The organism is Acidovorax sp. NCPPB 3576 (assembly GCF_028473605.1).
GTDB lineage: Bacteria > Pseudomonadota > Gammaproteobacteria > Burkholderiales > Burkholderiaceae_C > Paracidovorax.
Map to the genome: position 1 here is coordinate 2,265,585 of NZ_CP097267.1, position 25,971 is coordinate 2,291,555.

At 66.3% G+C, this 25,971-nt stretch carries 26 protein-coding genes; 13 read left to right on the forward strand and 13 right to left on the reverse strand.

Going from position 1 to position 25,971, the window contains the following annotated elements:
• Nucleotides 1-4: 4 nt before the first annotated feature.
• Both M5C98_RS10450 and M5C98_RS10455 read right to left on the reverse strand, forming a co-directional pair.
• Nucleotides 5-2,137, reverse strand: a complete 2,133-nt coding sequence (locus M5C98_RS10450) for a TonB-dependent receptor family protein (RefSeq protein ID WP_272552612.1) — start codon at nucleotides 2,135-2,137, stop codon at nucleotides 5-7.
• Nucleotides 2,137-2,838 (reverse strand): superoxide dismutase family protein, encoded by a 702-nt coding sequence (locus tag M5C98_RS10455; protein ID WP_272552613.1) that lies wholly within the window; start codon nucleotides 2,836-2,838, stop codon nucleotides 2,137-2,139. Before M5C98_RS10455 ends, M5C98_RS10450 begins: the two co-directional genes overlap by 1 nt.
• 371 nt (nucleotides 2,839-3,209) lie before the next feature.
• Here M5C98_RS10455 and M5C98_RS10460 point away from each other — a divergent pair, with 371 nt between their 5' ends.
• A complete protein-coding gene (locus M5C98_RS10460) occupies nucleotides 3,210-3,779 on the forward strand; it encodes a retropepsin-like aspartic protease family protein (protein WP_272552614.1) in 570 nt (189 codons plus the stop codon).
• A 37-nt stretch (nucleotides 3,780-3,816) separates the two neighbouring features.
• Here M5C98_RS10460 and mmsB read toward each other — a convergent pair whose 3' ends face one another.
• The 4 genes from mmsB to M5C98_RS10480 all read right to left on the reverse strand — a co-directional run bounded on the left by mmsB (nucleotide 3,817) and on the right by M5C98_RS10480 (nucleotide 8,067).
• Complete coding sequence (gene mmsB / locus M5C98_RS10465) at nucleotides 3,817-4,713, reverse strand: 3-hydroxyisobutyrate dehydrogenase (RefSeq protein ID WP_272552616.1); 897 nt, start codon at nucleotides 4,711-4,713, stop codon at nucleotides 3,817-3,819.
• A 93-nt stretch (nucleotides 4,714-4,806) separates the two neighbouring features.
• A complete protein-coding gene (locus M5C98_RS10470; protein ID WP_272552618.1) occupies nucleotides 4,807-5,973 on the reverse strand; it encodes an acyl-CoA dehydrogenase family protein in 1,167 nt (388 codons plus the stop codon).
• A gap of 76 nt (nucleotides 5,974-6,049) precedes the next feature.
• Entirely contained in the window at nucleotides 6,050-6,475 is a 426-nt protein-coding gene (locus M5C98_RS10475) for a lysozyme inhibitor LprI family protein (protein WP_272552619.1), read from the reverse strand.
• 53 nt (nucleotides 6,476-6,528) lie between these two features.
• Complete coding sequence (locus tag M5C98_RS10480; protein WP_272552620.1) at nucleotides 6,529-8,067, reverse strand: CoA-acylating methylmalonate-semialdehyde dehydrogenase; 1,539 nt, start codon at nucleotides 8,065-8,067, stop codon at nucleotides 6,529-6,531.
• Between the two features lie 244 nt (nucleotides 8,068-8,311).
• Here M5C98_RS10480 and M5C98_RS10485 point away from each other — a divergent pair, with 244 nt between their 5' ends.
• The 3 genes from M5C98_RS10485 to M5C98_RS10495 all read left to right on the forward strand — a co-directional run bounded on the left by M5C98_RS10485 (nucleotide 8,312) and on the right by M5C98_RS10495 (nucleotide 11,645).
• A complete protein-coding gene (locus M5C98_RS10485; RefSeq protein ID WP_272552621.1) occupies nucleotides 8,312-9,232 on the forward strand; it encodes a LysR family transcriptional regulator in 921 nt (306 codons plus the stop codon).
• Nucleotides 9,233-9,448: 216 nt separating this feature from the next.
• The gene (gene cycA / locus M5C98_RS10490) at nucleotides 9,449-10,918 is read left to right on the forward strand and encodes a D-serine/D-alanine/glycine transporter (RefSeq protein WP_272552623.1); all 1,470 of its coding nucleotides are present in this window, start codon (nucleotides 9,449-9,451) and stop codon (nucleotides 10,916-10,918) included.
• Between the two features lie 331 nt (nucleotides 10,919-11,249).
• Nucleotides 11,250-11,645: an EF-hand domain-containing protein gene (locus M5C98_RS10495; RefSeq protein ID WP_272552625.1), complete on the forward strand. Its 396-nt coding sequence runs from the start codon at nucleotides 11,250-11,252 to the stop codon at nucleotides 11,643-11,645.
• An 83-nt stretch (nucleotides 11,646-11,728) separates the two neighbouring features.
• Here the strand turns inward: M5C98_RS10495 and M5C98_RS10500 are convergent, their stop codons facing one another.
• From M5C98_RS10500 to M5C98_RS10520, 5 genes are all read right to left on the reverse strand, one after another.
• Nucleotides 11,729-12,607 carry an alpha/beta fold hydrolase gene (locus M5C98_RS10500; RefSeq protein WP_272553244.1) on the reverse strand — a complete coding sequence of 293 codons (879 nt, stop codon included), beginning with the start codon at nucleotides 12,605-12,607 and terminating at the stop codon, nucleotides 11,729-11,731.
• Between the two features lie 249 nt (nucleotides 12,608-12,856).
• On the reverse strand, nucleotides 12,857-13,561 hold the full coding sequence (locus M5C98_RS10505) for an SDR family oxidoreductase (protein ID WP_272552627.1): 705 nt from the start codon (nucleotides 13,559-13,561) through the stop codon (nucleotides 12,857-12,859).
• Between the two features lie 75 nt (nucleotides 13,562-13,636).
• The gene (locus M5C98_RS10510) at nucleotides 13,637-14,638 is read right to left on the reverse strand and encodes an NADP-dependent oxidoreductase (RefSeq protein ID WP_272552629.1); all 1,002 of its coding nucleotides are present in this window, start codon (nucleotides 14,636-14,638) and stop codon (nucleotides 13,637-13,639) included.
• Nucleotides 14,639-14,801: 163 nt separating this feature from the next.
• Nucleotides 14,802-15,407: a TetR/AcrR family transcriptional regulator gene (locus M5C98_RS10515; protein ID WP_272552631.1), complete on the reverse strand. Its 606-nt coding sequence runs from the start codon at nucleotides 15,405-15,407 to the stop codon at nucleotides 14,802-14,804.
• 149 nt (nucleotides 15,408-15,556) lie between these two features.
• Entirely contained in the window at nucleotides 15,557-15,715 is a 159-nt protein-coding gene (locus M5C98_RS10520) for a DUF3309 family protein (protein ID WP_272552633.1), read from the reverse strand.
• 220 nt (nucleotides 15,716-15,935) lie between these two features.
• Here M5C98_RS10520 and M5C98_RS10525 point away from each other — a divergent pair, with 220 nt between their 5' ends.
• Nucleotides 15,936-16,892, forward strand: coding sequence for a hypothetical protein (locus M5C98_RS10525; RefSeq protein ID WP_272552635.1), 957 nt, complete (start codon nucleotides 15,936-15,938; stop codon nucleotides 16,890-16,892).
• A gap of 15 nt (nucleotides 16,893-16,907) precedes the next feature.
• Here the strand turns inward: M5C98_RS10525 and metE are convergent, their stop codons facing one another.
• Nucleotides 16,908-19,295: a 5-methyltetrahydropteroyltriglutamate--homocysteine S-methyltransferase gene (metE, locus tag M5C98_RS10530; RefSeq protein ID WP_272552637.1), complete on the reverse strand. Its 2,388-nt coding sequence runs from the start codon at nucleotides 19,293-19,295 to the stop codon at nucleotides 16,908-16,910.
• Between the two features lie 109 nt (nucleotides 19,296-19,404).
• On the opposite strand from metE, the gene M5C98_RS10535 reads away from it, so the two are divergent.
• Nucleotides 19,405-20,331 carry a LysR family transcriptional regulator gene (locus M5C98_RS10535; RefSeq protein WP_272552639.1) on the forward strand — a complete coding sequence of 309 codons (927 nt, stop codon included), beginning with the start codon at nucleotides 19,405-19,407 and terminating at the stop codon, nucleotides 20,329-20,331.
• On the opposite strand, the gene M5C98_RS10540 is transcribed toward M5C98_RS10535, so the two are convergent.
• The gene (locus tag M5C98_RS10540) at nucleotides 20,318-20,746 is read right to left on the reverse strand and encodes a nuclear transport factor 2 family protein (RefSeq protein WP_272552641.1); all 429 of its coding nucleotides are present in this window, start codon (nucleotides 20,744-20,746) and stop codon (nucleotides 20,318-20,320) included. The two genes, M5C98_RS10535 and M5C98_RS10540, sit on opposite strands and share 14 nt — an antisense overlap.
• 98 nt (nucleotides 20,747-20,844) lie before the next feature.
• Between M5C98_RS10540 and M5C98_RS10545 the strand changes: the two genes are divergently transcribed.
• From M5C98_RS10545 to M5C98_RS10575, 7 genes are all read left to right on the forward strand, one after another.
• The gene (locus tag M5C98_RS10545; RefSeq protein ID WP_272552642.1) at nucleotides 20,845-21,762 is read left to right on the forward strand and encodes a LysR family transcriptional regulator; all 918 of its coding nucleotides are present in this window, start codon (nucleotides 20,845-20,847) and stop codon (nucleotides 21,760-21,762) included.
• A gap of 59 nt (nucleotides 21,763-21,821) precedes the next feature.
• Entirely contained in the window at nucleotides 21,822-23,111 is a 1,290-nt protein-coding gene (locus tag M5C98_RS10550; RefSeq protein ID WP_272552643.1) for a M20/M25/M40 family metallo-hydrolase, read from the forward strand.
• A gap of 82 nt (nucleotides 23,112-23,193) precedes the next feature.
• On the forward strand, nucleotides 23,194-23,397 hold the full coding sequence (locus tag M5C98_RS10555) for a hypothetical protein (RefSeq protein ID WP_272552645.1): 204 nt from the start codon (nucleotides 23,194-23,196) through the stop codon (nucleotides 23,395-23,397).
• Between the two features lie 13 nt (nucleotides 23,398-23,410).
• Nucleotides 23,411-23,761, forward strand: coding sequence for a helix-turn-helix domain-containing protein (locus M5C98_RS10560; RefSeq protein ID WP_272552647.1), 351 nt, complete (start codon nucleotides 23,411-23,413; stop codon nucleotides 23,759-23,761).
• Between the two features lie 148 nt (nucleotides 23,762-23,909).
• Entirely contained in the window at nucleotides 23,910-24,470 is a 561-nt protein-coding gene (locus M5C98_RS10565; RefSeq protein WP_272552648.1) for a sugar O-acetyltransferase, read from the forward strand.
• 115 nt (nucleotides 24,471-24,585) lie between these two features.
• Nucleotides 24,586-25,047, forward strand: coding sequence for an Rrf2 family transcriptional regulator (locus tag M5C98_RS10570; RefSeq protein WP_272552650.1), 462 nt, complete (start codon nucleotides 24,586-24,588; stop codon nucleotides 25,045-25,047).
• The gene (locus M5C98_RS10575) at nucleotides 25,037-25,954 is read left to right on the forward strand and encodes an NAD(P)/FAD-dependent oxidoreductase (RefSeq protein WP_272552651.1); all 918 of its coding nucleotides are present in this window, start codon (nucleotides 25,037-25,039) and stop codon (nucleotides 25,952-25,954) included. The genes M5C98_RS10570 and M5C98_RS10575 overlap by 11 nt, the downstream gene beginning before the upstream one ends.
• The last annotated feature ends 17 nt before the right edge of the window (nucleotides 25,955-25,971 follow it).

Genomic DNA, 25,971 nt, shown 5'->3' on the forward strand with positions numbered 1-25,971 from the left:
GTGGTTAAAGGAACTGCGCGCGCAGCCCCAACATGACGCGCCGGCCCGCCGCGGGCTCGAAGAAGCGCCCGTTGCCATCGTTCACGATGAGCGAGCCCGCGTAGCGGCGGTCGAACAGGTTGTCCAGCCGCGCCCAGGCCTGCCAGCGGGTGTCCCCGGTGCGAAACGCGTAGCCCGCCCGCAGCCCGGCCACGGCAAAGCCGGCGGCGGCCTCGGTGTTCACATCGTTGGCGTACACCTTGCCCGAAACATCGAGCGTCGCACCCCATTGCCATGCGGGAGACAGGGCGTGGTCCAGCGCCAACTGCACGGTCTGGCGCGCCGTGCCCGGCAGCCGGTTGCCCGAGGGCACGGTGGCCCCGCCCGCCACGGCGTAGGCGCTGTCGAAGAACGCATCGAGGTAGGTGTAGGCCACGCGCGGCTTGAAGGCGCCGGCCTGGGCGCTCCAGGCCAGCTCCAGCCCGCGCCGGCGCACCCGGTCGGCGTTCTGGTACACGGTGCGCCCGTTCACGGTGGCCGCCGGCACGATCTCGCCCCGGCTTTGCGCATCGAACCAGGCCGCGTCGATGCGGTGCACCGCGCCCTGCCACTTGGCGCCGATCTCCATCTGCCGGCTGCGCGAGGCATTCAGGCCGTAGTTGGGGCCGGTGTTGCCGGTGCTGTAGGCCATCTCGGCCAGGGTGGGCGTCTCGAAGCCGCGGCCGATGTTGGCGTACAGGTTGAGCTGGTCGGTGGCGCTCCACACCAGGCCCAGCACGGGACTGGTCTGGCGCCAGGTGCGCTGGCCGCTGTCGTCGAGGTTGGCGGCGGTGACGAAGCCGTCGTTCACGCTCGCGCGCACGCGGCTGGCGCGCACCCCGGCCACGGCGCGCCAGGTGGGCGTGAGCCACGCGTCCACCTGGGCGAACAGATCGGTATTGCCCGCGCGGTCCTGCTCGTCGCGCCGCAGCGCGCCGGGCGTGCCGTTGTTGTTGACCAGGCCCTGGCGGTGCTCGGACAGCCGGTCGGCATCCAGCCCCAGCGTCCAGGTCAGCGGCAGGCCCGAGGCGCGGCGCACGGTATGCGTCCAGGCCATGCCGATGCCGTAGTAATCGCGGTCCAGGTCCACCACGCCGCCCGCGCTGCTGGCCGCGGCGCCGCTGAACGACAGGAACTGCGTGAGCGTGCGCGTGCCGCCATAGGCCCGCACCCGAACGCTGTCGGCCGCGCCCAGTTGCCGCTCCAGCACCACACCGAACTGGTTTTGCGCCACGGATTTGCGCGTGCCGAAGTCCGTCGCCACGGACGGCGCCTGGCGCGGGTCGGCGTCGAACTGCGCCCGGGTCAGACCCAGCGGGTCCTGCGCCAGGGGCTGGTCGTACAGATTGAGCAGCGCGGTGATGCGGGTGTCGGCATCGGGCTGCGCCACCAGCTTGCCGTTCAGGTGTGTGCGCCGCGCGGCGCTGTGGTCGCGCCAGCCTTCGGTCTCGAAGTGCGACACATCGACCAGCCCGCCGAGCGTGCGGTCGCCGAAGTCGAGCGACGCATCCACCAGCCGCTGTCCGAACGAGCCCGCCGCCACCGATGCCGCGGCGCCGCCGCCTTCGCGCGGCTCCCGCGTGGTGACCTGCAGCACGCCACCTGCCGCGTTGCCGTAGAGCTGGGCCAGCGGCCCGCGCAGCACCTCGACCTGAGAGGCCGACTGCAACTGCGCGGTGGCGGCCTGGCCCTGGCCGTCCGGCATGGTGGCCGGAATGCCGTCCACCAGGATGCGCACCCCGCGCACGCCGAAAGTGGAGCGTGCGCCGAAGCCGCGCACCGCGATCTGCAGGTCCTGCGCGTAGTTCTGCCGGTCCAGCGCCACCACGCCCGCCTGGGCCGCGAGCAGCTCGGACAGGTTCACGAGCGGGCTGGGGGTGGAGAACGCATCGACCGCCACGCTGGTGTGGCTGGCCGCGGCATCGAAGCGGCGCTGCGCTGCGGCCTGGCCCTGCACTTGCACGGCCGGCAGCGTGGAAACCGCCACGGCTGCTTGCGTGGATGGCGTGGCGGTTGGCGCCTCCTGCGGCGGATTGGCCTGCGCCCGCGCGAGCCCGGCGGATGCCAGCGCGCAGCACAGCAAAGCGGCTTGGGGCACCGCGCGCCGTGCGCGGCGCATCAACGGACCAGCAGCGAAGGCACGGCGGCCTTGTCGCCCACCATGGTGCTGGCCGGCGCGGGCTCGATCAGGCCGCACAGCAGCCGGCCACCGGAATTGCCGGCGGGGTTGGTGGTGTAGTCGTCTTCTTTTTCATGGACGACCAGCGTGCGGCCGACCACCGAGGTCTTGCCCGGGGTGAGAGAGATGTTGGCGTTCACGAAGCGCACGCTGCCCCGGCCGTCGTCGCCCACCGGAATGTTGGGCAGTTCGCCCGCATGGGCCTCTTGCGAAGGCTGGCCAGGATGGCCGTGCTTCTTGGCCATGCCCGGATCGAAGTGGCCGCCGGCGCCGCCGAAGGCGATGGTTTGGCCCGTGGTGGCATCCGGCCCGGGGGCGCAGGCACCGTTCGTATGGATGTGAAAGCCGTGCTTGCCCGGCGACAGGCCCTGTACCTGGATGGCCACCTCCACCCCGGCGGAGGTTTCGGTCAGGACCGCATTGCCGGCCGCTGCCCCCTCCGGCGTGACCAGCCGCGCGGTGGCGGTGGCGCGCTCCAGGCCGGGCACGGGGGTCTTGGCGACGGCGGAGCGGGCGTTGTCCGAGGCGCCGCCGGCGCAGCCTGCCAGGAACAGCACTGCGGCCATGGCTGCGCCGCTGGCCGCGAGGGTGGTGCGGCGCTGGGGTGAAGAAGTGTGGGATGTGCGGGAAAGAGGGGCCATGGAGATCTCCTGAGGAAGAGTGCGTCTGAATTGACGAAAGAACGTCGGCGATAAAAGGTCGGCAGGGACAAGCGAAGAAGCCGCCGGTGGCGGCAAGACGACGCATTCAATGGATCGTGCCGTGCCGTGCCGTGCCGTGCCGTGCATGGCTTGCCGGGCTGGGGTCGGGGACCCCACCAGCGGTCGCCGTGGGTCCCTGTGCCGCCGCGGGCGAAGGCCCGAGGATGGACGCATGCGCCGCCCGCAGGCGTAGGACAACGGCGGCGATGCGCTCCGCGCGGTGGGCCATACTGGCCGCTACGACCCCTGTGCAGAGCGCCGTGCAGGACGGGCGCGGACGGCACGGCAGCACATCAACCGGAGGACAACGAATGGCATCGGATGGCGAAGACCGCCAGCGCTTGGCGCATGGCGGCGATGTGGAAGACGCCCACCTGCCCGGCGAGCGCCGCACGCGCGCGCTGGCGCGCCGGGGCATGTGGGGCATCCTGGCCTTCTGGCTGGCGGTGATGGGCGTGCTGTACGTGGCCATGGACCACTACCTCAAGCCGCGCGGCGCCAGCGTGACGGCCGAGGGTGCCCTGGTGATCCCGCGCCACCGCGACGGGCACTTTCGCGTGGCCGGCACGGTGAACGGCCAGCCCGTCATGTTCATGGTGGACACCGGGGCCAGCCTGGTGGGCGTGACCGACGCGGTCGCGCGCAAGGCGGGCCTCACGGGCGGGGATGTCACGCAGTTCCGCACCGCCAACGGCACGCGCCAGGGCCGGGTGGTGGTGGCCGATTCGGTCACCGTGCGCTCGCTGGCCGTGTCCGGCCTGCGCGTGGGCACGGGCTACACGGGCGATGACGACGAGGACGCGCTGCTGGGCCAGAACTTCCTGCAGCACTTCGACGTGGAGATCGGGCGCGACCGCATGGTGCTGCGGCCGCGCGGCTGATCGCCGAGTTCAGCGCAGGGCGCCGCCCCGTCGCGGATCAGCCCTTCTTTTGCACCGTCTGGATGATGCTGGAGAAATCCAGCGCCCCCTGGCCGGCCAGGCTGTGCGCCGCGTACAGGCTGCGCGCCAGCCCGCCCAGCGGCGTGGCGGCCTTCACGGCCATGGCGTTTTCCTGGGCCAGGCCCAGGTCCTTGAGCATCAGGTCGGTGCCGAATCCGCCCGCATAGCCCTTGCTGGCGGGGGCGGTTTCCATCACGCCGGGGTAGGGGTTGTACTTTTCGAGGGCCCAGTTGCCGCCCGAGCTGCGGCGCATGATCTCGGACAGCACCTTCGGGTCCAGCCCGTTGGCCACGCCCAGGGCGATGGCCTCGCTGGTGCCGGCCATCAGGATGCCGAGCAGCATGTTGTTGCAGATCTTGGCCGTCTGCCCCGCGCCCACGGCGCCAGCGTGGAACAGGTTGGCACCCATCTTTTCCAGGATGGGACGGGCGCGCTCCAGGTCGGCCGCATCGCCCCCCACCATGAAGGTCAGCGTGCCGGCCACGGCACCACCGGTGCCGCCCGAGACGGGCGCGTCGATGAACGCCAGCCCGCGCGCCTGGGCGGCCTCGGCCACCTTGCGCGAGGTGGCGGCGGCGATGGTGGAGCAGTCGATCACCAGCGTGCCGGCGGCCAGCAGCGGCAGCAGGCCGGGCTGCTGCCCGTTGCCCAGGTACAGCGATTCCACGTGCTGGCTGGCGGGCAGCATGCTGATGAGCACCTCGGCGCCCTGCACGGCCGCCGCCGCATCGGCGAAGGCGGCCACGCCGCCTTCGGCCAGCTTGTCACGCGCGGGCTGAGAGAGGTCGAACGCGCGGACCTCATGCCCCGCCTTGTGCAGGTTCAGCGCCATGGGGCCGCCCATGTTGCCCAGGCCGATGAATGCGATCTTCATGGAAGTGTCTCCTTTTGGTTTTGAATGAAAAAGGCCGCCAGCGCAATAAGCACTAGGGCATATTGCTATGAAATTAATAGCTATCGAATGCGGTCAACGGATGGCGTCGGGCGCGTCGCCCTCGAGCATGCGGCGCGCGATGATGACCCGCATGATCTCGTTCGTGCCCTCCAGGATCTGGTGCACGCGCGCGTCGCGCATCAGGCGCTCCAGCGGGTACTCGCGGATGTAGCCGTAGCCGCCGTGCAACTGCAGCGCCTCGTTGCACACGTTGAAGCCCGCATCGGTGGCGAAGCGCTTGGCCATGGCGCAATAGGTGCTGGCATCGCGCGCGCCCGCATCCAGCTTGGAGGCCGCCAGCCGCACCATCTGGCGCGCGGCCACCAGTTCGGTCGCCATGTCGGCCAGCTTGAACTGCAGCGCCTGAAAGCTCGCAATGGGCTTGCCGAACTGCTTGCGGTCGTGCATGTACTGCTGGGCGTGCGCCAGCGCCCCCTGCGCCGCGCCCACCGAGCAGGTGGCGATGTTGATGCGCCCGCCGTCCAGGCCCTTCATGGCGATCTTGAAGCCCTCGCCCTCGCGCCCCAGCAGGTGGTCGGCCGGAATGCGCACGTTGTCGAAGCTGATGGTGCGGGTGGGCTGGCTGTTCCAGCCCATCTTTTCTTCCTTCTTGCCGTACTGGATGCCCGGCGCATCGGCCGGCACCGCGAAGGCGCTGATGCCCGCCGCGCCCGATGCGGCGTCGCCCGTGCGGGCCATCAGCACCAGCACATCGGTGCTGCCCGCGCCGCTGATGAAGGCCTTGGCGCCGTTGATGACGTATTCGGTGCCCGCCAACTCCGCCCGGGTCTTGAGCGAGGCCGCGTCCGAGCCCGCGCCGGGCTCGGTCAGGCAGTACGAGGCGAGCTTCTCGCCGCTGGCCAGCAGGGGCCCCCAGCGGTCGCGCACGGCGTCGGTCGCCCAGGTGCCAAGCATCCAGGTCGCCATGTTGTGGATGGTGATGAAGGCGGTGGTGGAGGGGTCCACCGCCGCCATTTCCTCGAACACCAGGGTGGCGTCGAGCCGGGGCAGGGCGAGGCCGCCCGCGTTCTCGGGGGCGTACAGGCCGCAAAAGCCCAGGGCGCCGGCCGCGGCGATCGCCTCGCGCGGGAAGATGCCCTCGGCGTCCCAGCGGGCCGCGTGCGGCGCCAGTTCGGCGCGCGCGAAGTCGCGGGCCGTCTCGGCGAAGGCGCGCTGTTCTTCGGTCAGTTCAAAGTCCATGGGTCGGGTCTCGCTGGCGGTCGTTCGTTGTTCTGCTTGGTCGGGGTGCTGGCGGGGCGGGACGGTGGCGGATGCGTCAGGGCTTGGCGGAGGGATGGTCCAGCGTCAGCCACCGCATCAGGCCCTGGCGGCGCGCCTCGGTCTCGGCGGTCAGGCAGGCGTGGTACAGGCGCGGCCACTCGGGCAGGCCCTCGGTGGACTGGGTTCCCTGCTTGCACAGCATCGTGCGCTGGCGTTGCCAGGCCGTCTGCTCCTGCCGCAGCTGCGGCCGCTCGTGCGCCGACAGCGCGCGCATCACGTCGCTGTAGAGAATGGCAATGGCCGTATCCGCCTGCTGGTAGGTTTGCACCGCGCAGGCATTGGTCTCGGCCACCGTGCCCTCGGGCCGGCAGGGCGCGCCCGCCTGGGCGTGGGCCCCCGCGCTGAACAGCAGGGCGCAGGCCGCGCCGCCACCCCAGGCGATTGCGGCCCACCGTTTCGTCGTGGTCTTGAGAATGTGCATCCCTGGCCTTGTAGCACCGCGCGGCCCCGGCCGGCCGTTTCCGCGCCAGCGGGCTACTTCAGGCTGATGGTGGTGTTCACGCCGTGCGAGATGGTGCTGTCGTCGAACCAGCGCGCCGTGACCGTCTTGGTCTGCGTGTAGAACAGCACGACCTGCTTGCCATAAGGCCCCAGATCGCCCAGCTTGGATGCGCGCGAGCCCGAGAAAGAGAACAGCGGCACGGGCACGGGAATCGGCACGTTGATGCCCACCTGGCCCACGTCGATCTCTTCCTGGAACTTGCGGGCCGCCGCGCCCGACTGCGTGAAGATGGCCGTGCCATTGCCGTTCGGGTTGTCGTTGATGAAGGCAATCGCCTCGTCGATGTCGGCCGCTGCGCCCAGGCACAGCACCGGGCCGAAGACTTCCTGGTCGTAGATGGACATGCCGGGCTTCACGCCGCTGAACACCGTGGGGCCGACGAAATTGCCGCTTTCGTAGCCCGCCACCTGCGGCTTGCGGCCGTCCAGCTCCAGCGTGGCGCCGTCGGCGATGCCGCGCTCGATCAGGCCCTCCACCCGGTCCTTCGCTGCGCACGAGACCAGCGGGCCCACGTCGGTGCCCTTGTCGGTGCCACCGCTCACCTTGAGCGTCTTGGCCTTGGCGACGAGGTCGGGAATCCATTGCTGCGCCTCGCCCACCAGCACCACCACCGACAGCGCCATGCAGCGCTGGCCCGCGGCGCCGAAGGCTGCGCCGGCCAGGGCGTTGAGCGTCTGCTCCTTGTTGGCGTCGGGCATGACGATGGCGTGGTTCTTGGCGCCCATCATGCATTGCACGCGCTTGCCGTTCAGGCTGGCGCGGTTGTACACGTGCGTGCCCACCTTGGTGCTGCCCACGAAGCTGATCGCCTTGATGTCCGGGTGGTCGCAGATGGCGTTCACCGCGTCCTCGCCGCCGTGCACCACGTTCAGCACGCCCGGGGGCACGCCGGCTTCCAGCGCCAGCTCGCACAGGCGCATGGTCACCATCGGGTCCTGCTCGGAGGGCTTGAGCACGAAGGTGTTGCCCGTGGCGATGGCCATGGGGAACATCCACAGCGGGATCATGGCGGGGAAGTTGAACGGCGTGATGCCCGCGCACACGCCCAGCGGCTGCATCAGCGTGTACGTGTCCACGCCATTGGCCACGTTGTTGGCCAGCTCGCCCAGCTGCAGGTTGCCGATGGCGCTGGCATGCTCCACCACCTCCAGGCCGCGGAACACGTCGCCCTCGGCATCGGGCAGCGTCTTGCCCTGCTCGGCCGTCAGGATCGCGGCCAGCTCGGCCATGTTCTCGCGGATCAGCTGCTGGTACTTGAGGAAGATGCGCGCCCGGGCACCGATGGCCGTTTTCTTCCAGGTCTTGAACGCTTCCTTGCCCGAGGCCACGGCCGCGTTGATCTCCTCTGGCGTGGCGAAGGGCACGCGGGCCAGCACTTCCTGCGTGGCGGGGTTCACCACGTTGCGCCACTGCGTGGTTTTTGACTCCACGAACTGGCCGCCGATCAGAAGCTTGACGGTGGGGGCTTGGGCGGCCTGTTGGGCCTGTTGTGCAGTGATGGATGCGTCCATGGTGTTTTGTCTCCTGTGATGTCTGTCATGCGGGGCCGGGACAATCGCTTTTTCCAGGCCCCGATTGCGGGTGGCCGGGCGGCAACCGCGGGCAAATCCCGGTGGCCCATGCATCCTAGCTGTGCGAAATTGCCAGTGCAAGGCGCATGGGCGCACCTTGGGTTTGCAAATTTGCACAGGCGATGGCTGGCTGGACCCGCACGCACCCCACGAAGAACACCACGAACGAGAGAGCCACACACGAATGGACTGGGACAACCTGCGCTACTTTCTGGAGCTGGCGCGCTCCGGCACCCTGGCCGGCGCGGCGCGCCGCACGGGCGTGGAACACACCACGGTCGCCCGCCGCATCCAGTCGCTGGAAAAGCAGATGGGCGCGCCGCTGTTCGCGCGCGAAGCCGGCGGGCACCGCCTCACGGAGGCGGGCCGGCAGCTGCTGCCGGCTGCGGAATCGATGGAGTCGGCCGTGCTCAGCGTGGAACAGGCGGCACCCACGGCGGGTGGCGGCCCTTCCGGCGTCGTGCGCGTGGGGGCCACGGAAGGCTTCGGCACGCTGATCCTGGCGCCGCATCTGGCGCGGCTCACGCAGCAGCATCCGAACTTGACCATCGACCTGCTGGCCCTGCCGCGCATGCTGCATTTGAGCCGGCGTGAGGCCGACATCGTCATCTCGCTGGAGCGGCCCACGCGGGGATCGGTCATCGTCACCCGGCTGGCCGACTACACGCTGCACCTGTACGGCCAGCGCGAATACCTTGCCCGCCGCCCCCTGGTCGCCACGCGCGCGGACCTGCGCCACCACGCCTTCGTGAGCTATGTGGACGACCTGCTGTTCACCAAGGAACTGCAGTTTCTGGATGCCTTGCACCAGCCCGAGCGGTTCGCGTTTCGCAGCACGAGCATCACGGCGCAGTACGAAGCCGTGCGGGCCGGGGCGGGGCTGGCGGTGCTGCCGGCCTTTTTGGCCGACCGCGATCCGGTGCTGGTCCGGGTGCTGCCGCAGGAAGCCCGGTTCACCCGGACGTTCTGGATGAGCATGCCGGCCGAGGCCAAGCACCTGGCCCGCACGCAGGCCGTGTGGACCTTGCTCAAGGACACTGCGGCGCTGGAAAAGCGGCGGCTGTGCCCCGAGTGTCCTGCTGCCCTGAATGTGGGGACGGTGTAACTCCTTGAAAAGGATGGCGAACGCCGTCTGTTGAGCCCGCCTGCGCAACAGGGTGCATTGCACCAAAGCAGGGCGCGGTTGGTTTATTCTCTCGCCCTTCCACGGGGGCCGGGCGGCCGATCCATCGGTGGCGGCAAGGCTTCGGCCGCCTCGGCATCGCAGGGATGGTGCCTGGCCTCGCATGGAAAAACAAAAAACCAATCCAGGAGGTTCTTCATGACAAGCAAGGTTTCGCCCGGAAGTCCGGGCCAGCACGACAGCGACCATCTGCAGCGCAGCCTGTCCAACCGGCACATCCAGCTCATCGCCATCGGCGGGGCCATCGGCACGGGCCTTTTCATGGGGTCGGGCAAGACGATCAGCCTGGCCGGCCCGTCGATCATCTTCGTCTACATGATGATCGGCTTCATGCTGTTTTTCGTGATGCGGGCCATGGGAGAGCTGCTGCTGTCCAACCTGCAGTACAAGTCCTTCATCGATTTCGCGGCCGATCTGCTCGGCCCCTGGGCCGGGTTCTTCACCGGATGGTCCTACTGGTTCTGCTGGATCATCACGGGCATCGCCGACGTGATCGCCATCTCGGCCTACTCGCAGTTCTGGTTTCCCCACCTGCCGCAGTGGGCGCCGGCGCTGGCCTGCGTGGGGCTGCTGCTGTCGCTGAACCTGCTCACGGTGAAGCTCTTCGGCGAGATCGAGTTCTGGTTCGCCATGATCAAGATCGTGGCCATCGTGGCGCTGGTGGCCACGGGGCTGTACATGGTCTATGCCAACTTCGTCTCCCCCGCAGGCCGAACGGCGAGCGTGGCCAATCTGTGGAACGACGGCGGCATGTTCCCGCACGGGTGGATGGGCTTCTTTGCCGGCTTCCAGATCGCGGTGTTCGCCTTTGCAGGCATCGAGCTGGTGGGCACGACCGCCGCCGAGGCGAAAGACCCGGAGCGCACGCTGCCCCGCGCGATCAACTCCATCCCGCTGCGCATCATGGTGTTCTATGTGTTCTCGCTGGTGGCGATCATGGCGGTCACGCCCTGGCGCGAAGTGGTGCCCGGCAAGAGCCCGTTCGTCGAGCTGTTCGTGCTGGCGGGACTGCCCGCGGCGGCTGGCGTGATCAATTTCGTGGTGCTGACCTCGGCGGCCTCGTCGGCCAACAGCGGCGTGTTTTCCACCAGCCGCATGCTGTTCGGCCTGGCGGAAAAGGGCGTGGCGCCAAGCCGTTTCGCGAAGCTGTCGCGCCGCGGCGTGCCTTCGAGCGGGCTGCTTTTTTCATGCACCTGCCTGCTGGCCGGCGCTTTCCTCATGTGGGTGATTCCGGATCTGGTGGAAGCCTTCACCCTGGTGACCACGGTTTCGGCCATCCTCTACATGTTCGTCTGGTCGATGATCTTGCTGTCCTATATCGCGTACCGCCGCCAGCGGCCAAAGCTGCATGCGGCCTCGCTGTACAAGATGCCGGGTGGTGTGTGGATGTGTGGCGTGTGCCTGGCGTTCTTTGCCGGCATCGTGGTGCTGCTGTCGTTCGAGGCCGATACGCGGCAGGCCCTGCTCGCCACGCCTGCCTGGTTCGTGCTGCTGGCGCTGGCTTATCAGGTCGTGCGGCGCCGGCTGCCGGGCGCGGGCGCGTCGCCTGCGCAGGGCAAGGCTGCTGGGGCGCCGCTGGGCGCCCGCGTGGTGCCCGAGCGGGGTTGATGGTCGCGGAGGCCGCAATGGCTGCCATCGTTCGGCTTCGCGCTGGCGCTGCCGATGGGAGCCAAACCGGGTAATGGCCGGGAGATCGGGCGTTTTTTACCGCATTGGAATCTCCGCCAGGGCCTACCCTGCGGAGGCCGGGCGAAGGGCGTTTTCTTCTGTGGATTGCTTCGCCACCGACAGGAGTACTTTGGCGATGACACCCCTTATTTCCGGCCTTGCATCGGTCGCATCCTTTCTGTTCAACGCGTCGTCCTCCGGGACGTCGAAACCCTCGGCTTCCACGCGGGGCAGCAATGCTTCGCCCGCTGAGCCCTCCACGCAAATCACCTTGAGCAAAGAGGCCGAGACGCTGTCCGGCGTCGCGAGCCACAGCGTGGCTGCCTCGGCCCGGGGCGGGGCGGGGCGGTCTGCGCTCCCCTCATCGACGGGAGGCTCGGTCTCTGCGCAGAAGTTCGGGGAGCTGCTCACCCAGTTCGGCGCGACCGAAGCCCAGAAAGAGCAGTTGACGGCTGGCTTCGATGCCAATCACGACGGCAAGATCTCCCAGGACGAATTCATGAAGGGCCTGGGAGACACGTCCGGTGCCAAGACAGGCGCCAGCGAACTGTCCCAGGCCATCCTGCAATTGATGGATCAGGACGGCAATGCCAATGGCGTAGTGGATGGCAAGGAGTTTGCGAAGTTCTCGATGGCGTTCGTCGCGGCCGAGAAACGGCCTGCCTGAGGCTGAGGCCCCACAACGCCCCGAATCACAGCCGGAGGTGCTCATGCGGGGCGCTTTTTCGAGGCGCTGCCTGCAGTCCAGGGTTACTGAAGGAATCTCAGCGACTTCAGGACGAAATCCTCATGGAACTGAAAAAGTGCGCCATGGCCGGCATCGGGATAGATCACGAGTTCGCTGTGGGGAAGGCGCCTTGCCAGATCGTAGGTATTGGCCGTCGGGACCATCCGGTCGTCGTCGCCGTTGACCACCAGAACCGGCTGCTGGACCGCCGACAGATCGGCGGGCGGTTTCTGCCCCCAGGCATAGAGCGCCCATAGCTGCGCCATGTAGGCCGTCGGGGAAATTTCCTTGTCCCGGTTGTCCGTGCGTTCTGCGAGGCGAGCCAGAAATGCCTGGCCCGCTTCGATGCCATTGGGCGTGCGCGTGAAGAAAAGGAATTGCTTCGGGTCCTGGCTGCTGAACAGACCTCGAAGAAGGTCATAGTTGGCCACCGCCGCTACCTTGCTGATGCCTTCGCCCCCCGCAGGGCCCGTTCCCGCAAGGATCATCCTGCGGACCCGTTGTGGCTGTTGCAGAACGATCTCCTGGGCGATCATGCCGCCCATCGAAAATCCGACGAGATCGACCTGCTCGAATCCCATCGCCTGTATGAAGGCGATGGCATCGCTCGCCATGGCCTCGATGGAGTTCGACGGCGAGCCACTGGAGGCCCCGACGCCGCGGTTGTCGAAGGCGACGATGTGGTGGCTTGCTGCCATGCCATCCACGATCCGTGGGTCCCAGTTGTCCAGGACTGCGGCCAGATGGGTCAGGAATACCACGGGCGTGCCGCCGTGGTGCTTTCCCAACTCCCGGTATGCAAAACGCACATCGCCGGCCCCGATGGCCTGGGTGGGCACGTTCTTCCAGGAAGACTCGGAATCTCGGCCCGCTGACTGCAGCAGGTTGGGTACGGTGTCCATAGCGGCTTTCTCTGCCGCCCCGGCGGCGGTCAAATGACCCATTGCCAGCGCAAGCGCGAGGAGGACCGGCTTCAATGAAAAAGGGTTCATGGCCTCGATCTCCCGGTCAGGCAGGGAGCGCCGGACCATCGGTGTGCGATGCCTGCGTCAGGGCGGTGCGGCGGCCGAGCGATGAGGAAGAGGCTTTCAGCGTTGCAAAAAAGGGCATGCTTGTCTTTCGTCGAAGTGGCGAGGCTTTCAGGCTTTGACTCATCCAACCTGGGGCAGATAGGCCGGACCCGGTGCGGTCAGCCCCTGCTTGACCTGCTGGGTCAGCGTGTCGGCCAGCACTTCGTCTTCACCGGCTTCCAACCCGTCGAGTGCACGGCGGACGATCTCTTCGGGGCTGCTCTTGGGCACTTCGAACCCGCGTGTGAGGTCGGTGTCCACGTAGGCCATGTGCAGGCCCAGCACCTGGGTTTTCTGCGCGCTCAACTCGTGGCGCAGGGCATTGGTCAACGACCAGGCGGCCGACTTGCTCGCCGAGTAGGCGGCCAGTTCACCCCCGTTGACCCACGAAGCCACCGACAGCACATTGAGGAATGCGCCGCCGCCGTTGGCTTGCAGCACGGGAGCAAAGGCTTTGCTCATGTTGAGCACGCCAAAGACATTGGTCTCGAAGAGACGGCGGGTCACTTCTTCACTGTCTTGCGCCAGAAAGCCGCCGGGCTGGGCGATGCCTGCGTTGTTGATGACCAGCGTCACATCAGCGGCCAGAACGGCCGCAGCGGCGATCTGGCCGCGATCGGTCACGTCCAGCTGCAAGGCTTGCACCCCGGGCAGCGTGACGGACGCGGGATTGCGCGCGGCGGCGTACACCTTTCGGGCGCCGCGGGCGAGCAGTTCACGCGAGAAGGCCAAGCCGATTCCGCGATTGGCACCGGTGACGAGGACGACAGCATTTTCGATTTTCATAGGGTGGCTCCAGGGTTGAAAAGATTTTCAATATGATATTTATCATATGAAATTTCAAAAAAAGAAAAAGGTACTTCAACGTATCTTGATGACGACCTTGCCCTTCGCGCGTCCGCTTTCCACATAAGCGATGGCCTCGTTGGTCGCGTCGAACGGAAAGATCTTGTCGAGAACGGGAAGAATGGCGCCTGATTCGATCAAAGCCGTGATCTGGCGCAGTTGGTTTCCGCTGGCTTTCATGAATAAGAATGAATAATCGATATTCAATCGTTTTGCGGCTTTTCTGGTTCCATAACTCAGAATGCGCATGATCTGCTTCACGAGCCAGGGGGCTTTGATGTCGTCGGCAAAAACGGGGTCCGGCGGGCCTGAAATGGAAATGAGATTGCCGCCGGGCTTGAGCACATTCATCGATTTTTTCAACGTGGCAGCGTCTTGGCTGTTCAGAACCACATCGTAATGGCGCAGGGTTTTCTCGAAATCGGCCTTCTTGTAGTCAATGACGATATCGGCGCCCAAGTTCTTCACCAAATCAACGTTGGTCGTGCCCGTGGTGGTGGCCACCGTAGCCCCCAGATGTTTGGCGAGTTGAATGGCAAAGGTTCCGACCCCTCCTGAACCCGCTTGAATGAAGACTTTCTGGCCTTTCTTCAGTTTGGCTTTTTCGACCAGTGCTTGCCAAGCCGTCAGCCCCACCAGAGGAAGGGAGGCCGCCTCTTCCATGGTGATGTTGTCGGGCTTGATGGCAAGAGAAGCTTCTTTGATGGCGACATATTCTGCAAACGTACCCATCCGAAAATTATCCGGCCGGGAATAAACCGCATCACCCGGTTTGAAGTGGCGAACCTGTGCGCCTGTTCGGACCACAGTGCCCGCCACATCGTGCCCTAAAACAAAGGGTGTTTTATAGGGCAGGATGATTTTGAACTCTCCACTCTTGATCTTCGAGTCCAGCAGGTTGACACCTGCAGCGTGCACTTGGACCAAGACTTCGTCGTCTTGCAAATCAGGTTCTGGAATGTCCTTGAGTTGCAGTTTCTCCGTCTTGCTATAGTTTTCAACGATGAATGCTTTCATGATTTCACCTTCTTATGAAATAAAAACAGGGCTATATGAGTGATATTCGGTGGCTCAATATCAATATATTTATATTCACTCATTCGGTAAAAAATTTTTTATAAGCCATTTGGCATGATGATCATCATATTTTTTGTCGAACGAAAAGGCGCGTGTGGTCTTTTTAAGAACAGGTCGCTGCCAGATTGGCAAGGGCCGCTTCACGCAGTGCATCCGACAGGGCCGGGTCATCCACCGCGCGGGCCAGTATCAATGTGCCCACCATCGTGGCTGCGGTCACCAATGCACGTTCGTGCGCGCTTGGCTGTCCCCAGTCCGGGGATTGCCGGGCGATCAGATCGATCATTTCCTTGATACGACGCGTGGCGGCTCGGCGCACTTCGGGGGATTGGCGTGGCATCTCGGAACCCAGCGCCGAAATCGGGCAACCCAGTTCGATGCTGTCCAGGTGCAATTTGGACAGGTAGGTTTGTATGAGCGCCTTCAACGCCTGCTCGGGCGGCGCGGCGGCGATGATGTCGGCCGCCGCCGCATTGGATTCAGCGCCCGCCCGGTCTGCGGCTTCGGCCAGCATGGCTTCGCGCGATTCGAAATGGGCGTAGAAGGCGCCGTGCGTCAAGCCGGCTTCTTTCATGATGTCGGCCACGCCTGTGCCGGCATACCCGCTTCGCCGTATGGCCCGTGCTGCGGCACTGACGATACGTTCATGGGAGGCTTCCTTGGCTGCGCTTCGAGAGGTCGTTTGCGTTTTTCGCATGATGTGCATCATATTTCATGTGCCGAGCTTCGCCAAGCTGTTCATTGATCGATCAGCACACGGCCCTGGCTTTGTACCGACGAAAAAAAGCGACCTCGAGGGGTCGCTTCGCTGAATCGGTGCCAACCACGTGTCGATGGCATCGAATGGTTTTATTCCACTTAGATCCTGCCCATCAGCAACAGGACCAGCAGGATCACGACCACCAGACCGATGCCGCCGCTGGGACCGTATCCCCATGAGCGGCTGTGGCCCCAGGTGGGAAGCGCGCCGACCAGAATCAGGATCAGGACGATGAGCAGAATGAGCGAAATAGACATGAGGGCATCCTTTGGAAGCGGTTGGTGTTGATGGACCGATTGTTGGAGGCGGTCAGCCCCCATCCAGCAGGACCGGGGCCCCAGCGCACGTAGGAGGGCATCGCTGCCCCCGCTGCCCCACATCCATTCGTTTGGATGATGTCGTCTTCGCTACTTCGACGGGGCAGGGCAGCGGGCTTGCGCACACTTGGACCACCATCGATCCACGCCCAGGCTTGCCATGACTACTTCTGTGAATAACCTTTCCTCCAATAAGCTGGGAGGGCTTCCCAGCCTGAAAGATTCAGGCCCCGTCAAGGAGCCGACCCTTCAGAGGTCGGAATCGCGCAAAAGCCTGGGTGGCCCCGAGGGCCTGCAGGCCAATAGCCAATCGAAAGGGGAGCTTGGAGGCAGCCTGGCACCGCGTTCCAACATCAACATGCTGCGAAAGAACGCGCTGATTCAAAGCCAGAAGCGAGAACTGAATGCCGAAGCGGCAGTGGTACGCGACGGCCTGATCAAATCTCGCGATGGTAAAAATTCCGATGACGTTAAAGCCTCCCTGCTGAATGACATTCACAGCAGCCCGCTTTTTCAGAAAATGCAGAAGACCAATAGCGGTGATGAAGACGCGATCATCACGATGACGCCTCCTTCCAAGGAGCAGGTACCTGCCGAAGCGACCGAGGTGCCTGTCAGTGGCCCGCCCACGCCGCCCCCGCCACCACCGTTGCCGGTGAAGCCGAGCCACAGCAGCCCGGAAGAAATCAAGTTGGACATGGACGCGCCCCCTCCTTCGGACACCGATTCCGACAGCGAGACTGAGTTGGACCTGGATGTCCACATCAGCACCGCGCCGAAAAATCATGACACTCATGAAGAAATCGATGTGCACATGGAAGGGCCGCCTCCTTCGGACAGCGGCGCCGGCGATGAGCGCGACATGGATATCGATGTGCACATCAATGCCGGCCCCGGAAACCACGAGTTTCATGAAGAAATCCAGGTCGACGAAAAGACGCAGCGGCTGATACGAATGCAAGAACAGCAGGAGGTCAACGCGAACGCGATGACTGAGTTGAATATCAGGACTCAGGAACAAGCGGCCATTCGCGATGTGATTACAAAAATGGCCGAGGCTCACCGCAAGACCATGGAAGCCGCCGCCAAAGCGATGGTCGACGCAGCACCCAAGTAAGCCGGCACATCGTTTTCAGACATTCGCGACCCCCTCGGGTTCTGCTGCGTTCAAGGTGGTCCACTCGCGTCGCAGCGCGCGAGTGGCGTCCACCATATTGCGCAGCGCCGCTTCGGTTTCAGGCCAGCCACGGGTTTTCAGCCCGCAGTCGGGGTTGACCCAGAGGTTTTCCACCGGCACCACCTGCGCGGCCTTCTCTAGAAGCCGCCGCATTTCCTGCACGCCGGGCACGCGGGGCGAGTGGATGTCGTACACGCCGGGGCCGATTTCGTTGGGGTACTGAAACTCCCCGAACCCCCGCAGCAGTTCCATGTCGGAGCGGCTCGTTTCGATGGTGATCACATCGGCGTCCATGGCCGCGATCTCGGGCAGGATGTCATTGAACTCGCTGTAGCACATGTGGGTGTGGATCTGCGTGTCGGCGCGCACGCCCGAGGCGCTGATGCGAAACGCCCGCGTCGCCCATTGCAGATACGCCTTCCAGGCTGCGTGGCGCAGCGGCAGCCCTTCGCGGATGGCCGGCTCGTCGATCTGGATGATGCCGATGCCGGCACCCTCCAGGTCGGTCACCTCGTCGCGGATCGCCCAGGCGATCTGCTCGGCTGTGCGGCTGCGCGGCTGGTCGTCGCGCACGAAGGACCATTGCAGGATGGTGATGGGCCCGGTCAGCATGCCCTTCATGGGGCGCGGGGTGAGGCTTTGCGCAAAGGCCGTCCAGTCCACCGTCATGGGCCGGGGCCGGGCCACGTCGCCGAAGAGGATGGGCGGCTTCACGCAGCGCGAGCCATAGCTTTGCACCCAGCCGTTGGCGGTGAAGGCGAATCCGTCGAGTTGCTCTCCAAAGTATTCGACCATGTCGTTGCGCTCGGCCTCGCCATGCACCAGCACGTCCAGGCCCAGCGATTCCTGCATGCGCACGGCCTGCTCGATCTCGGCCTGCATGGCGGCGCGGTAGGTGTCCAGTGCCTGATCGCCCCGCTTGAAGGCAGCGCGGGCGGCGCGGATTTCCTGAGTCTGCGGAAAGGAGCCGATGGTGGTGGTGGGCAGCAGCGGCAACTGCAGCCGCTGGCGTTGCGCAGCCTGCCGGACAGGGAAGGGCGCATCGCGCTGGTCGGCGCCGGCCGGCGCGCTGTCCAGGCGCTGGGCCACATCGGGGCGGTGTACGCGCTGGCTGGCACGGCGGCTGTCGATGGCGGCGCGCGAGGTGGCCAGGGCGGCCGTGTCGGGCTGGCCGTTGAGGGCGCTCTGCAGGGTCTGCAACTCGCCCAGCTTTTCCAGGGCGAAGGCCAACCAGGACTTCACCTCGGCATCGAGGCGATCCTCCGACGCCAGGCCAACAGGCACGTGCAGCAGCGAGCACGAAGGCGCGATCCACAGCGGTCCCTGGTGCTTGGCGGCGATGGCGGCCAGGCGCTCCAGAGCGGCGTCCAGGTCCGTGCGCCAGATGTTGCGGCCATCCACGATGCCGACCGACAGCAGTTTGTGGCTGGGCAGCCAGTCGGTCACGGCCACGAGGTCCTCCGGCGCCCGCACGGCGTCCACATGCAGGCCGGCCACGGGCAACTGGCACGCGAGCCGGGTGTTGTCCTGCAATGGCGAAAAATAGGTGACCAGCAGCACCTGGGCGCCTGCGCGGTTGAGCTGCCAGTAGGACGGCTCGAACGCATGGCGCCAGGCGTCGGGCAGGTCCAGGCCCAGAATGGGTTCGTCGATCTGCACCCAGGCGACGCCCTGGCCCTTCAGCCGCGCAAGGATCTGTTCGTACACGTCCAGCAGCGGCTGCAGCAGCGAAAGGCGATCGAAGCCCTCGGCTTTTTCCTTGCCCAGGTACAGAAAGCTCAAAGGCCCGAGTAGCACCGCCTTGACGGGGTGGCCCAGCGCCTGCGCTTCGGCCACTTCGCCGAACAGGCGCTCGCTGGCCAAGCGGAAGGTGGTGGCTGGCGTGAACTCCGGCACGAGGTAGTGGTAGTTGGTGTCGAACCACTTCGTCATCTCCAGCGCGAACTGGCTGGCGTGCGGTGCCCCCGCCGCACCGCTGCAGGTGCTGTGGCCGGATTCGCCCTGGCAGGCGGCGGCGCCACCGGATTTACCACGGGCCATATTGAAGTAGCGCGCCAGCTCGGGCTGGTCGGGCGAGAAGCCGTAGCGCGCCGGCTCGGCCCCCAGCAACTGGATGTGGTTGGCCACATGGTCGTAGTAGGCGAAGTCGCCCACGGTGGCGAAAGCCAGGCCCGCCTCGCGCTGGGCCTGCCAGTGGCGCGCGCGCAGTTCGGCGCCCACGGCCTCCAGCGCCTGGGCGGTCATGTCGCCGCGCCAATGCTTTTCCAGAGCGGCTTTGAGTTCGCGGTGCGCGCCCATGCGCGGAAAGCCGAGGGTGTGGGTGGAGACGGGGAGCTGGGCCATGTCGGAAATTCCTTGGATTGGGGTGGTGCGCGAAGGCAGGCCGCCATGGTCCGGTGAATGCATTTATTATTCAAACGAAAGTTTTATGCATTCATCTTGAGAATAATTAATGAACCAGTCGATTCTCGAAATCCGCCACCTGCGCACTTTGGCCGCCTTGCGCGACAGCGGCAGCCTGGTGCGCGCCGCGCAGTTGCTCAATCTCACCCAGTCGGCGCTTTCGCACCAGATCAAGCTGCTGGAAGACCGCTACAACGCGCCCCTGTTCGAGCGCAAGTCGGTGCCGCCCCAGTTCAGTGCCACCGGCACGCGGCTGCTGGCACTGGCCGATGCGCTGCTGCCGCAGGTGGAGGCGGCCGAGCGCGACGTGGCGCGGCTGTCGATGGCCTCCGCTGGCCAGTTGCGCATCGCCGTGGAATGCCACACCTGCTTCGACTGGCTAATGCCCGCGATGGACGCCTTCCGCAGCCGCTGGCCCGAGGTGGAGATGGACATCGTGAGCGGCTTTCACGCCGATCCGGTGGGCCTGCTGCACCAGGACCGGGCGGACCTGGCCATCGTGTCGGAAGTGGACGGCGACGAGGCGGGCGTGGACTACCACCCGCTTTTCGGCTTCGAGATCCGCGCGCTGCTGGCCAACGGGCATCCGCTGGTCGACAAGCCCTGGCTGGCCGCGCAGGACTTTGCCGACCAGACCCTCATCACTTACCCGGTGCCCGACGAGATGCTGGACATCGTGCGCCAGGTGCTGGAGCCCGCCGGCATCCGCCCGCCCCGGCGCACCACCGAACTCACCGTCGCCATGCTGCAGCTCGTAGCCAGCGGCCGCGGCGTGGCGGCCTTGCCGCTGTGGGCGGTGCAGGGCTATCTGGACCGCGGCTATGTCACGGCTCGGCCTGTGGGCGAGCAAGGCCTGATGGGCGAGCTGCATGCGGCCTGCCTGCCGCAGCTATCGGGCCGGCACTACCTGCAGGACTTCGTGGGCGTGATCCGCGAGACGAGCTTTGTCGGGCTCAAGGCCGTCACGCTGCTGTAGGCGGCGGCGGGGCCGGTGCGTATTTGTCGCCGACCTGTTCTCGCAGGGGATGCGTGTCGTACACGATCTGCATGTCCCGGATGCGTGCGCTGTCGCGGTCGAAGGTGAACACATCGACGCAGGTGAAGGTCACCTCGCGGCCGTCGCTCAAGGTCCAGTCATAGCGGAAGTAGGCCGCGATGCGCACGGCGCCGCTGTCCTGCGGTGCCACCGAGGCAAAGAGGTCCAGCACGGTGATCACGCTGCCATTGGAGGCCTGCGCGAGCCGCTGGAAAAAAACGCGGGCGCCCAGGGTGCCGAGAAAAGGCGAGTGCACGACCCCGTCGTCTTCGAAGCAGGCGATCAGGCCCTCGGTATCGCTGGCGTGAAGGTGGCCCAGGTAGGCCTTGACGGTGTCGATCGGGTGCGTTGTCATGCGGTGTCCTTGGTGGTTCGCTGGGGATGCCGCCGTAGCTTGGCGGCGACGGCGCCGCCCGGCAAGCCACAATCGGTGCCAATACATAAAGGGAGCTTATGTATCTGCGCCATCTGCAATACCTTCGGTCGGTCGTCGAGCACGGCTCTTTTGCCCGGGCCGCGCAGGCCTGTGGCGTCTCCCAGCCTGCCATCAGCCAGGGAATGAAGGCGCTGCAGGCGCACTTTTCCACCCCCTTGCTGGTCCGTGCGGGGCGCCGCTACGTGCCGACCGAGCTGGCGCGATCGGTGGCAGCGCAATCGTCTTCGCTGGGGCAGCGCATGGAGGCGCTGGGGCTGGAGCCACGGCCGGCGCCCGACCGGAACGTGCTGCGCATCGGGCTCACGCCATCCGCCGCCCTGGTATGGGGGCCCGTGCTGTACGTGCACTGGTGCCTTCCCCATCCCCGGCGCTGCCTCGACATGGCGACGGCGGATGAGGGCGTGCTGCTCACCGGACTGCTGCAGGGGCGGTTCGACGCGGTCATCGCGCCCAAGCCGCGCCAATTTGCGCACCCGGACCTGGCCGAGCGCCTGCTTTACGAGCTGCAGCCGCAGGTCTATGCCCGCCGAGGCCATCCCCTGGCGCGGGCCCGAACGCTGGCACAGCTGCAAGGCGCCGCTTGGGCCTGCGTCGGACCCAGCGTCAAAGGCCCCGTCGATGTGCTCACCGAGGCGCACCGCGTGCGCCGCATGCCTCTGCCCAAGGTCGCGGTGCGCTGTCCCGATTTCGCCAGCATGCTCCACCTGGTGGGGCAGTCCGATCTGCTGGCCGTCGTGCCCCATCCGGCACTGCTCGGCGCCGCAACGCCGTTGCTCAAGGCGCTTGAACTCACCGAGGCCTTGCCGCTGTATGGCATGTGGCTGTTTGAACTGCGCACCCGGCAATCCCGCATCGATCCGCAGTGGGCCGCATTCGATCCCTCTTGCCGCGGTCCTGCATTTGAATGGGATATTGCAAAAAATCAGAGGGTATGAATCTTCCGTTGCAGCGGCCCATAATGGCTTTTCCACCACTCATTCCCACTGCTGCCACCATGCCTTCCTCGCAGACCCTTCCCTTGTTCGTGCGTCCATTGATTGCACTCCTGTCCCTGGCTTTCGCCGGCACCCTGGCGCAAGCCGCACCAGTGGCCGATGTGCACGCCCTGGCGCAGAAAGAGCAGCAGCCGCTGCTGGACACGCTGCGCGATCTGGTGCACATCGAATCGGGCAGCAAGGACATCGAGGGCCTGAACCAGATCGCCGCGTTGATCGCCCAGCAGCTGAAGGCACAGGGCGGCAGCGTGGAGATCTTGCAGCCCACCGACATCTACCGCCTGGACGACACGCCCGAGAAGGTGGGCCCGGCGGTGCATGCCGAGTTCAAGGGCACCGGCACGAAGAAGATCCTCTTCATCGCGCACATGGACACGGTGTATCTCAAGGGCATGCTCAAGGACCAGCCCTTTCGCATCGATGGCGGCAAGGCCTATGGCCTGGGCATTGCGGACGACAAGCAGGGCGTGGCCGCCATCCTGCACACCGTGGGCCTGCTGCAAAAGCTCGGCTTCAAGGAGTACGGCACGCTCACCGTGCTGATCAACGGCGACGAGGAAATCAGCTCGCCCGGCGCGCGCAGCACCATCACCCGCATCGCGGCCGACCAGGATGCAGTGTTTTCCTTCGAGGGCGGCGGCACGGACGGCAGCCTGCGCCTGGCCACCAGCGGCATCGGCGCGGCCTACCTCACGGTCCAGGGCCGGGCCTCGCACGCGGGTGCCGCGCCCGAAAAGGGCGTGAATGCGCTCTACGAGCTGTCGCACCAGCTGCTGCAGCTCAAGGACCTGTCCAAGCCCGAGCAGGGCCTGAAGCTGAACTGGACGGTGGCGCAGGCCGGCACCAACCGCAACGTGATTCCCGCCGAGGCCACGGCCCAAGCCGACGCACGCGCCCTGCGGGTGTCGGATTTCGACGGGTTGGAAAAAGAACTGCAGGCCAAGGTGCAGACCCAGTTGCTGCCCGAATCCAAGGTGTCGGTGAAGTTCGAGGTGCGCCGCCCGCCGCTGGAGGCCACCGACGCCTCGCGCCGCGTCGCCGGCCATGGCAAGGCGATCTACCAGGAACTGGGGCTGCCGCTCAACGTGCTGGAAAAAGCCACCGGCGGCGGCACCGACGCTGCGTTCGCCGCGCTGAAGACCCGTGGCGCCGTGGTGGAGGGCATGGGCCTGTCGGGCTACGGGGCGCATTCCAACAATGCTGAATACGTGCAGATCGACACCATCGTGCCCCGGCTGTACCTGGCCACGCGCATGGTGATGGACATTTCGCGCGGCGTGCTCAAGTAAAGCGGATGGATGGGGCGCCGGCTGAATCAATCGGGCCGAACAACGGGAAGGCCCAGCTTTTTGATGGCCGGGGCAATTTTCGTTGTTTGGTAGAAAACTATCGGGCCTGCCCGAGACGGCAGAGGCCACGGCCGACTGGCCGCTGCTGCTGGCCGGCGCCGGCAACCCCATCGGCCCCCTGGAGGCGGTGGCGCGCGATGGCGGCGGCTTTGGCCTGGAGCCGGAGGTGCACCGCTTTCTGCAGCCTGCCATCGCGGCACAGTTGCATGTGCTGCAGGCCCTGTGACCTGACATTGACCTTGACATTCAAAGCGGGCCCCTTCGCATGGACAAGCGCTACACCCCCCCTTCCGCTGGCACAGCAACTGCTGCTGCGCCGCCAGGCCGTGCAGGACCTGCTGGACCACCCTCACTGGACGCTGCGCGAGTCCATTCGCCACCTGCGCAGCACCTTGCGGCTGACTTCAGCCGAGCTGGCACGCCTGGCGGGCATCTCCTACCGCGCGCTGCAGGACATCGAGCAGGGCCGCAGCCCGGGCACGGTGCAGACGATGAACCGCATCCTGGGCGTGCTCGGCCTGCGGCTGGGCGTGGTGCGAGCACCGGCAGAGTCTGTGGCGCCGGACGACGGCGGCGACCCCGTTGCCTGACGGGCCACAACGTGCGGCATCCTGTTTGCTATTAATTTGATAGCTATATGCCCTAGTGGTAATTGCGCTGGAGGCCATTTGGGCCTTAACCCCTTCACGGGGTCACCCAGGCGACCGCCTGCGCCCGCGGCCCCTTCACAATGGCCCGATGACTTCACAGAAAGAACACATGCTGGCCGGCCGGCCCTACCACGCCGGCGATCCCGAACTGCAGGCCGATCTGGCGGCCAATAAACGCTGGCTTGTGCGCTACAACGCGGCGCTGGCCGCGGACCCCGCCGAGCGGTGCGCGCTGCTGGCCGAACATTTGGGCTCGGTGGGCGAAGGCGCCGTGGTGCGCCCACCGTTCCATTGCGACTACGGCTTCAACATCCACCTGGGCACCGGGGTGTTCCTCAACTTCAACTGCGTGATCCTGGATGTGGTCGAAGTGCGCATCGGCGATGGCACGCAGATCGGGCCGGGCGTGCAACTGCTCGCGGCGGACCACCCGCGGTCGCCGCAGGAGCGGGCGCAGGGCCTGGAGTTCGGCCGGCCGGTCACCATCGGCCGCAACGTGTGGATCGGCGGCGGTGCGCTGGTGATGCCCGGCGTGACGGTGGGCGACGACGCGATCATCGGCGCCGGCAGCGTGGTCACGCGGGATGTGCCGGCCGGCGCCACCGTGGTGGGCAACCCGGCCCGGGCGCTGCCGCCGCGCCACGGCTGAATCGTGCCTGGCGGGGCGCATGGCAGAGCGCGCCGCCTGCGTCCTTGCAAGCAGGGCCGAATCCGCTCCAGGCAGGCCTCTTGCCAAAAACATTTCATGCAACTAATAATGTTGCATGAAACAAGACAGCAAGCTATCGGGCGTGCTCCATGTGCTGCTGCACATGGCCGAGAGCGAAACCCCGTCCACCTCCGAATCGCTGGCCCAGGCCATGCACACCCACCCCGTCGTCGTGCGGCGGGTGATGGCGGGCCTGCGCGAGGCGGGCTTTGTCGCCTCGGCCAAGGGCCATGGCGGCGGGTGGGCGCTGTCTTGCCCGCTGGAGGACGTGAGCCTGGCCGACATCCACCGCGCCGTGGGCGAGCCGCCGTTCCTGGCGGTGGGCCACCGCACCGAGCGCCCGGAGTGCCTGGTCGAGCAGGCGGTGAACGCCGCGCTCGACGGCACCTACCGCGAAGCCGAGGCGCTGCTGCTGGCGCGCCTGGAGCAGATCACCCTGGCCGATCTGTCGCGCGATTTCCACCGCCGCTTCGCCGAGAGCGGCGCTTCGATGAAGGACCTGTCCCATGCAGTTTGATGCTTTGATCATTGGCGGCAGCTTTGCCGGCCTGTCGGCCGCCATGCAGATCGCCCGCGCGCGGCGCAACGTGTGCGTGGTGGACGCCGGCGCGCCCCGCAACCGCTTCGCGGCGGCGTCGCACGGGTTCTTCGGGCAGGACGGCGCGAGGCCGCAGGACATGATCGCCCTGGCGCGCCGCCAGCTCATGGCGTACCCGTCGGTCACCTTCAAAGCGGGACAGGCCGTGGACGCGCAGGCCACCGGCCATGGCAGCAATGACGGCAATGGATTCATGGTGACGATGGAGTCGGGCGAGCAGCTCACCGCCCGCAAGCTGCTGCTGGCCACGGGCGTGCGGGACGAACTGCCCGCCATCGACGGCCTGCCCGAGCGCTGGGGCGCCACCGTGCTGCATTGCCCGTACTGCCATGGCTACGAGGTCGGTGGCAGACCGATGGGCACGCTGTATGCCGCGCCCGCATCGGTGCACCACGCGCTGCTCGTGTCCGACTGGGGCCCGATGACGCTGTTTTTGAATGGCCATGGCGCACCCGACGCCGAATCGCTGGCGTCACTGGCCGCGCGCGGCATCTCCATCGAGCCGGCCCGCATCGCGCGTCTGGAAGGGTATGCGTCCGCGCTGTCGGGCGTGCGCCTGGACGATGGCCGCTTCGTGCCCATCGACGCGCTGTTCGTGCCGCCGCGCACGCACATGGTCAGCCCGCTGGCCGAGCAACTGGGCTGTGCCTTCGACGAAGGGCCCTCTGGCCCGGTGATCCGCACCGATGCCACGCAGCAGACCACCGTGCCCGGCGTGTTCGCCGCGGGAGACGCCGCCATGCCGGGCCACAACGCCACGCTGGCATCCGCCAATGGGCTGATGGCAGGCGTGTGGCTGCACAAGGCGCTGGTGTTCGGTACTTGATGCCCGGGCGCAGTCGT

Coding starts and splice junctions, on each gene's coding strand:
- M5C98_RS10575 (WP_272552651.1), top strand. CDS start 25,037: ATGCAGTTTGATGCTTTGATCATTGGCGGCAGCTTTGCCGGCCTGTCG.
- M5C98_RS10505 (WP_272552627.1), bottom strand. CDS start 13,561: ATGAAAATCGAAAATGCTGTCGTCCTCGTCACCGGTGCCAATCGCGGA.
- M5C98_RS10565 (WP_272552648.1), top strand. CDS start 23,910: ATGACTTCACAGAAAGAACACATGCTGGCCGGCCGGCCCTACCACGCC.
- M5C98_RS10545 (WP_272552642.1), top strand. CDS start 20,845: ATGTATCTGCGCCATCTGCAATACCTTCGGTCGGTCGTCGAGCACGGC.
- mmsB (WP_272552616.1), bottom strand. CDS start 4,713: ATGAAGATCGCATTCATCGGCCTGGGCAACATGGGCGGCCCCATGGCG.
- M5C98_RS10525 (WP_272552635.1), top strand. CDS start 15,936: ATGACTACTTCTGTGAATAACCTTTCCTCCAATAAGCTGGGAGGGCTT.
- M5C98_RS10470 (WP_272552618.1), bottom strand. CDS start 5,973: ATGGACTTTGAACTGACCGAAGAACAGCGCGCCTTCGCCGAGACGGCC.
- M5C98_RS10480 (WP_272552620.1), bottom strand. CDS start 8,067: ATGGACGCATCCATCACTGCACAACAGGCCCAACAGGCCGCCCAAGCC.
- M5C98_RS10475 (WP_272552619.1), bottom strand. CDS start 6,475: ATGCACATTCTCAAGACCACGACGAAACGGTGGGCCGCAATCGCCTGG.
- M5C98_RS10455 (WP_272552613.1), bottom strand. CDS start 2,838: ATGGCCCCTCTTTCCCGCACATCCCACACTTCTTCACCCCAGCGCCGC.
- M5C98_RS10520 (WP_272552633.1), bottom strand. CDS start 15,715: ATGTCTATTTCGCTCATTCTGCTCATCGTCCTGATCCTGATTCTGGTC.
- cycA (WP_272552623.1), top strand. CDS start 9,449: ATGACAAGCAAGGTTTCGCCCGGAAGTCCGGGCCAGCACGACAGCGAC.
- M5C98_RS10550 (WP_272552643.1), top strand. CDS start 21,822: ATGCCTTCCTCGCAGACCCTTCCCTTGTTCGTGCGTCCATTGATTGCA.
- M5C98_RS10450 (WP_272552612.1), bottom strand. CDS start 2,137: ATGCGCCGCGCACGGCGCGCGGTGCCCCAAGCCGCTTTGCTGTGCTGC.
- M5C98_RS10515 (WP_272552631.1), bottom strand. CDS start 15,407: ATGATGCACATCATGCGAAAAACGCAAACGACCTCTCGAAGCGCAGCC.
- M5C98_RS10540 (WP_272552641.1), bottom strand. CDS start 20,746: ATGACAACGCACCCGATCGACACCGTCAAGGCCTACCTGGGCCACCTT.
- M5C98_RS10570 (WP_272552650.1), top strand. CDS start 24,586: ATGAAACAAGACAGCAAGCTATCGGGCGTGCTCCATGTGCTGCTGCAC.
- M5C98_RS10485 (WP_272552621.1), top strand. CDS start 8,312: ATGGACTGGGACAACCTGCGCTACTTTCTGGAGCTGGCGCGCTCCGGC.
- M5C98_RS10460 (WP_272552614.1), top strand. CDS start 3,210: ATGGCATCGGATGGCGAAGACCGCCAGCGCTTGGCGCATGGCGGCGAT.
- M5C98_RS10500 (WP_272553244.1), bottom strand. CDS start 12,607: ATGGACACCGTACCCAACCTGCTGCAGTCAGCGGGCCGAGATTCCGAG.
- M5C98_RS10510 (WP_272552629.1), bottom strand. CDS start 14,638: ATGAAAGCATTCATCGTTGAAAACTATAGCAAGACGGAGAAACTGCAA.
- M5C98_RS10535 (WP_272552639.1), top strand. CDS start 19,405: ATGAACCAGTCGATTCTCGAAATCCGCCACCTGCGCACTTTGGCCGCC.
- metE (WP_272552637.1), bottom strand. CDS start 19,295: ATGGCCCAGCTCCCCGTCTCCACCCACACCCTCGGCTTTCCGCGCATG.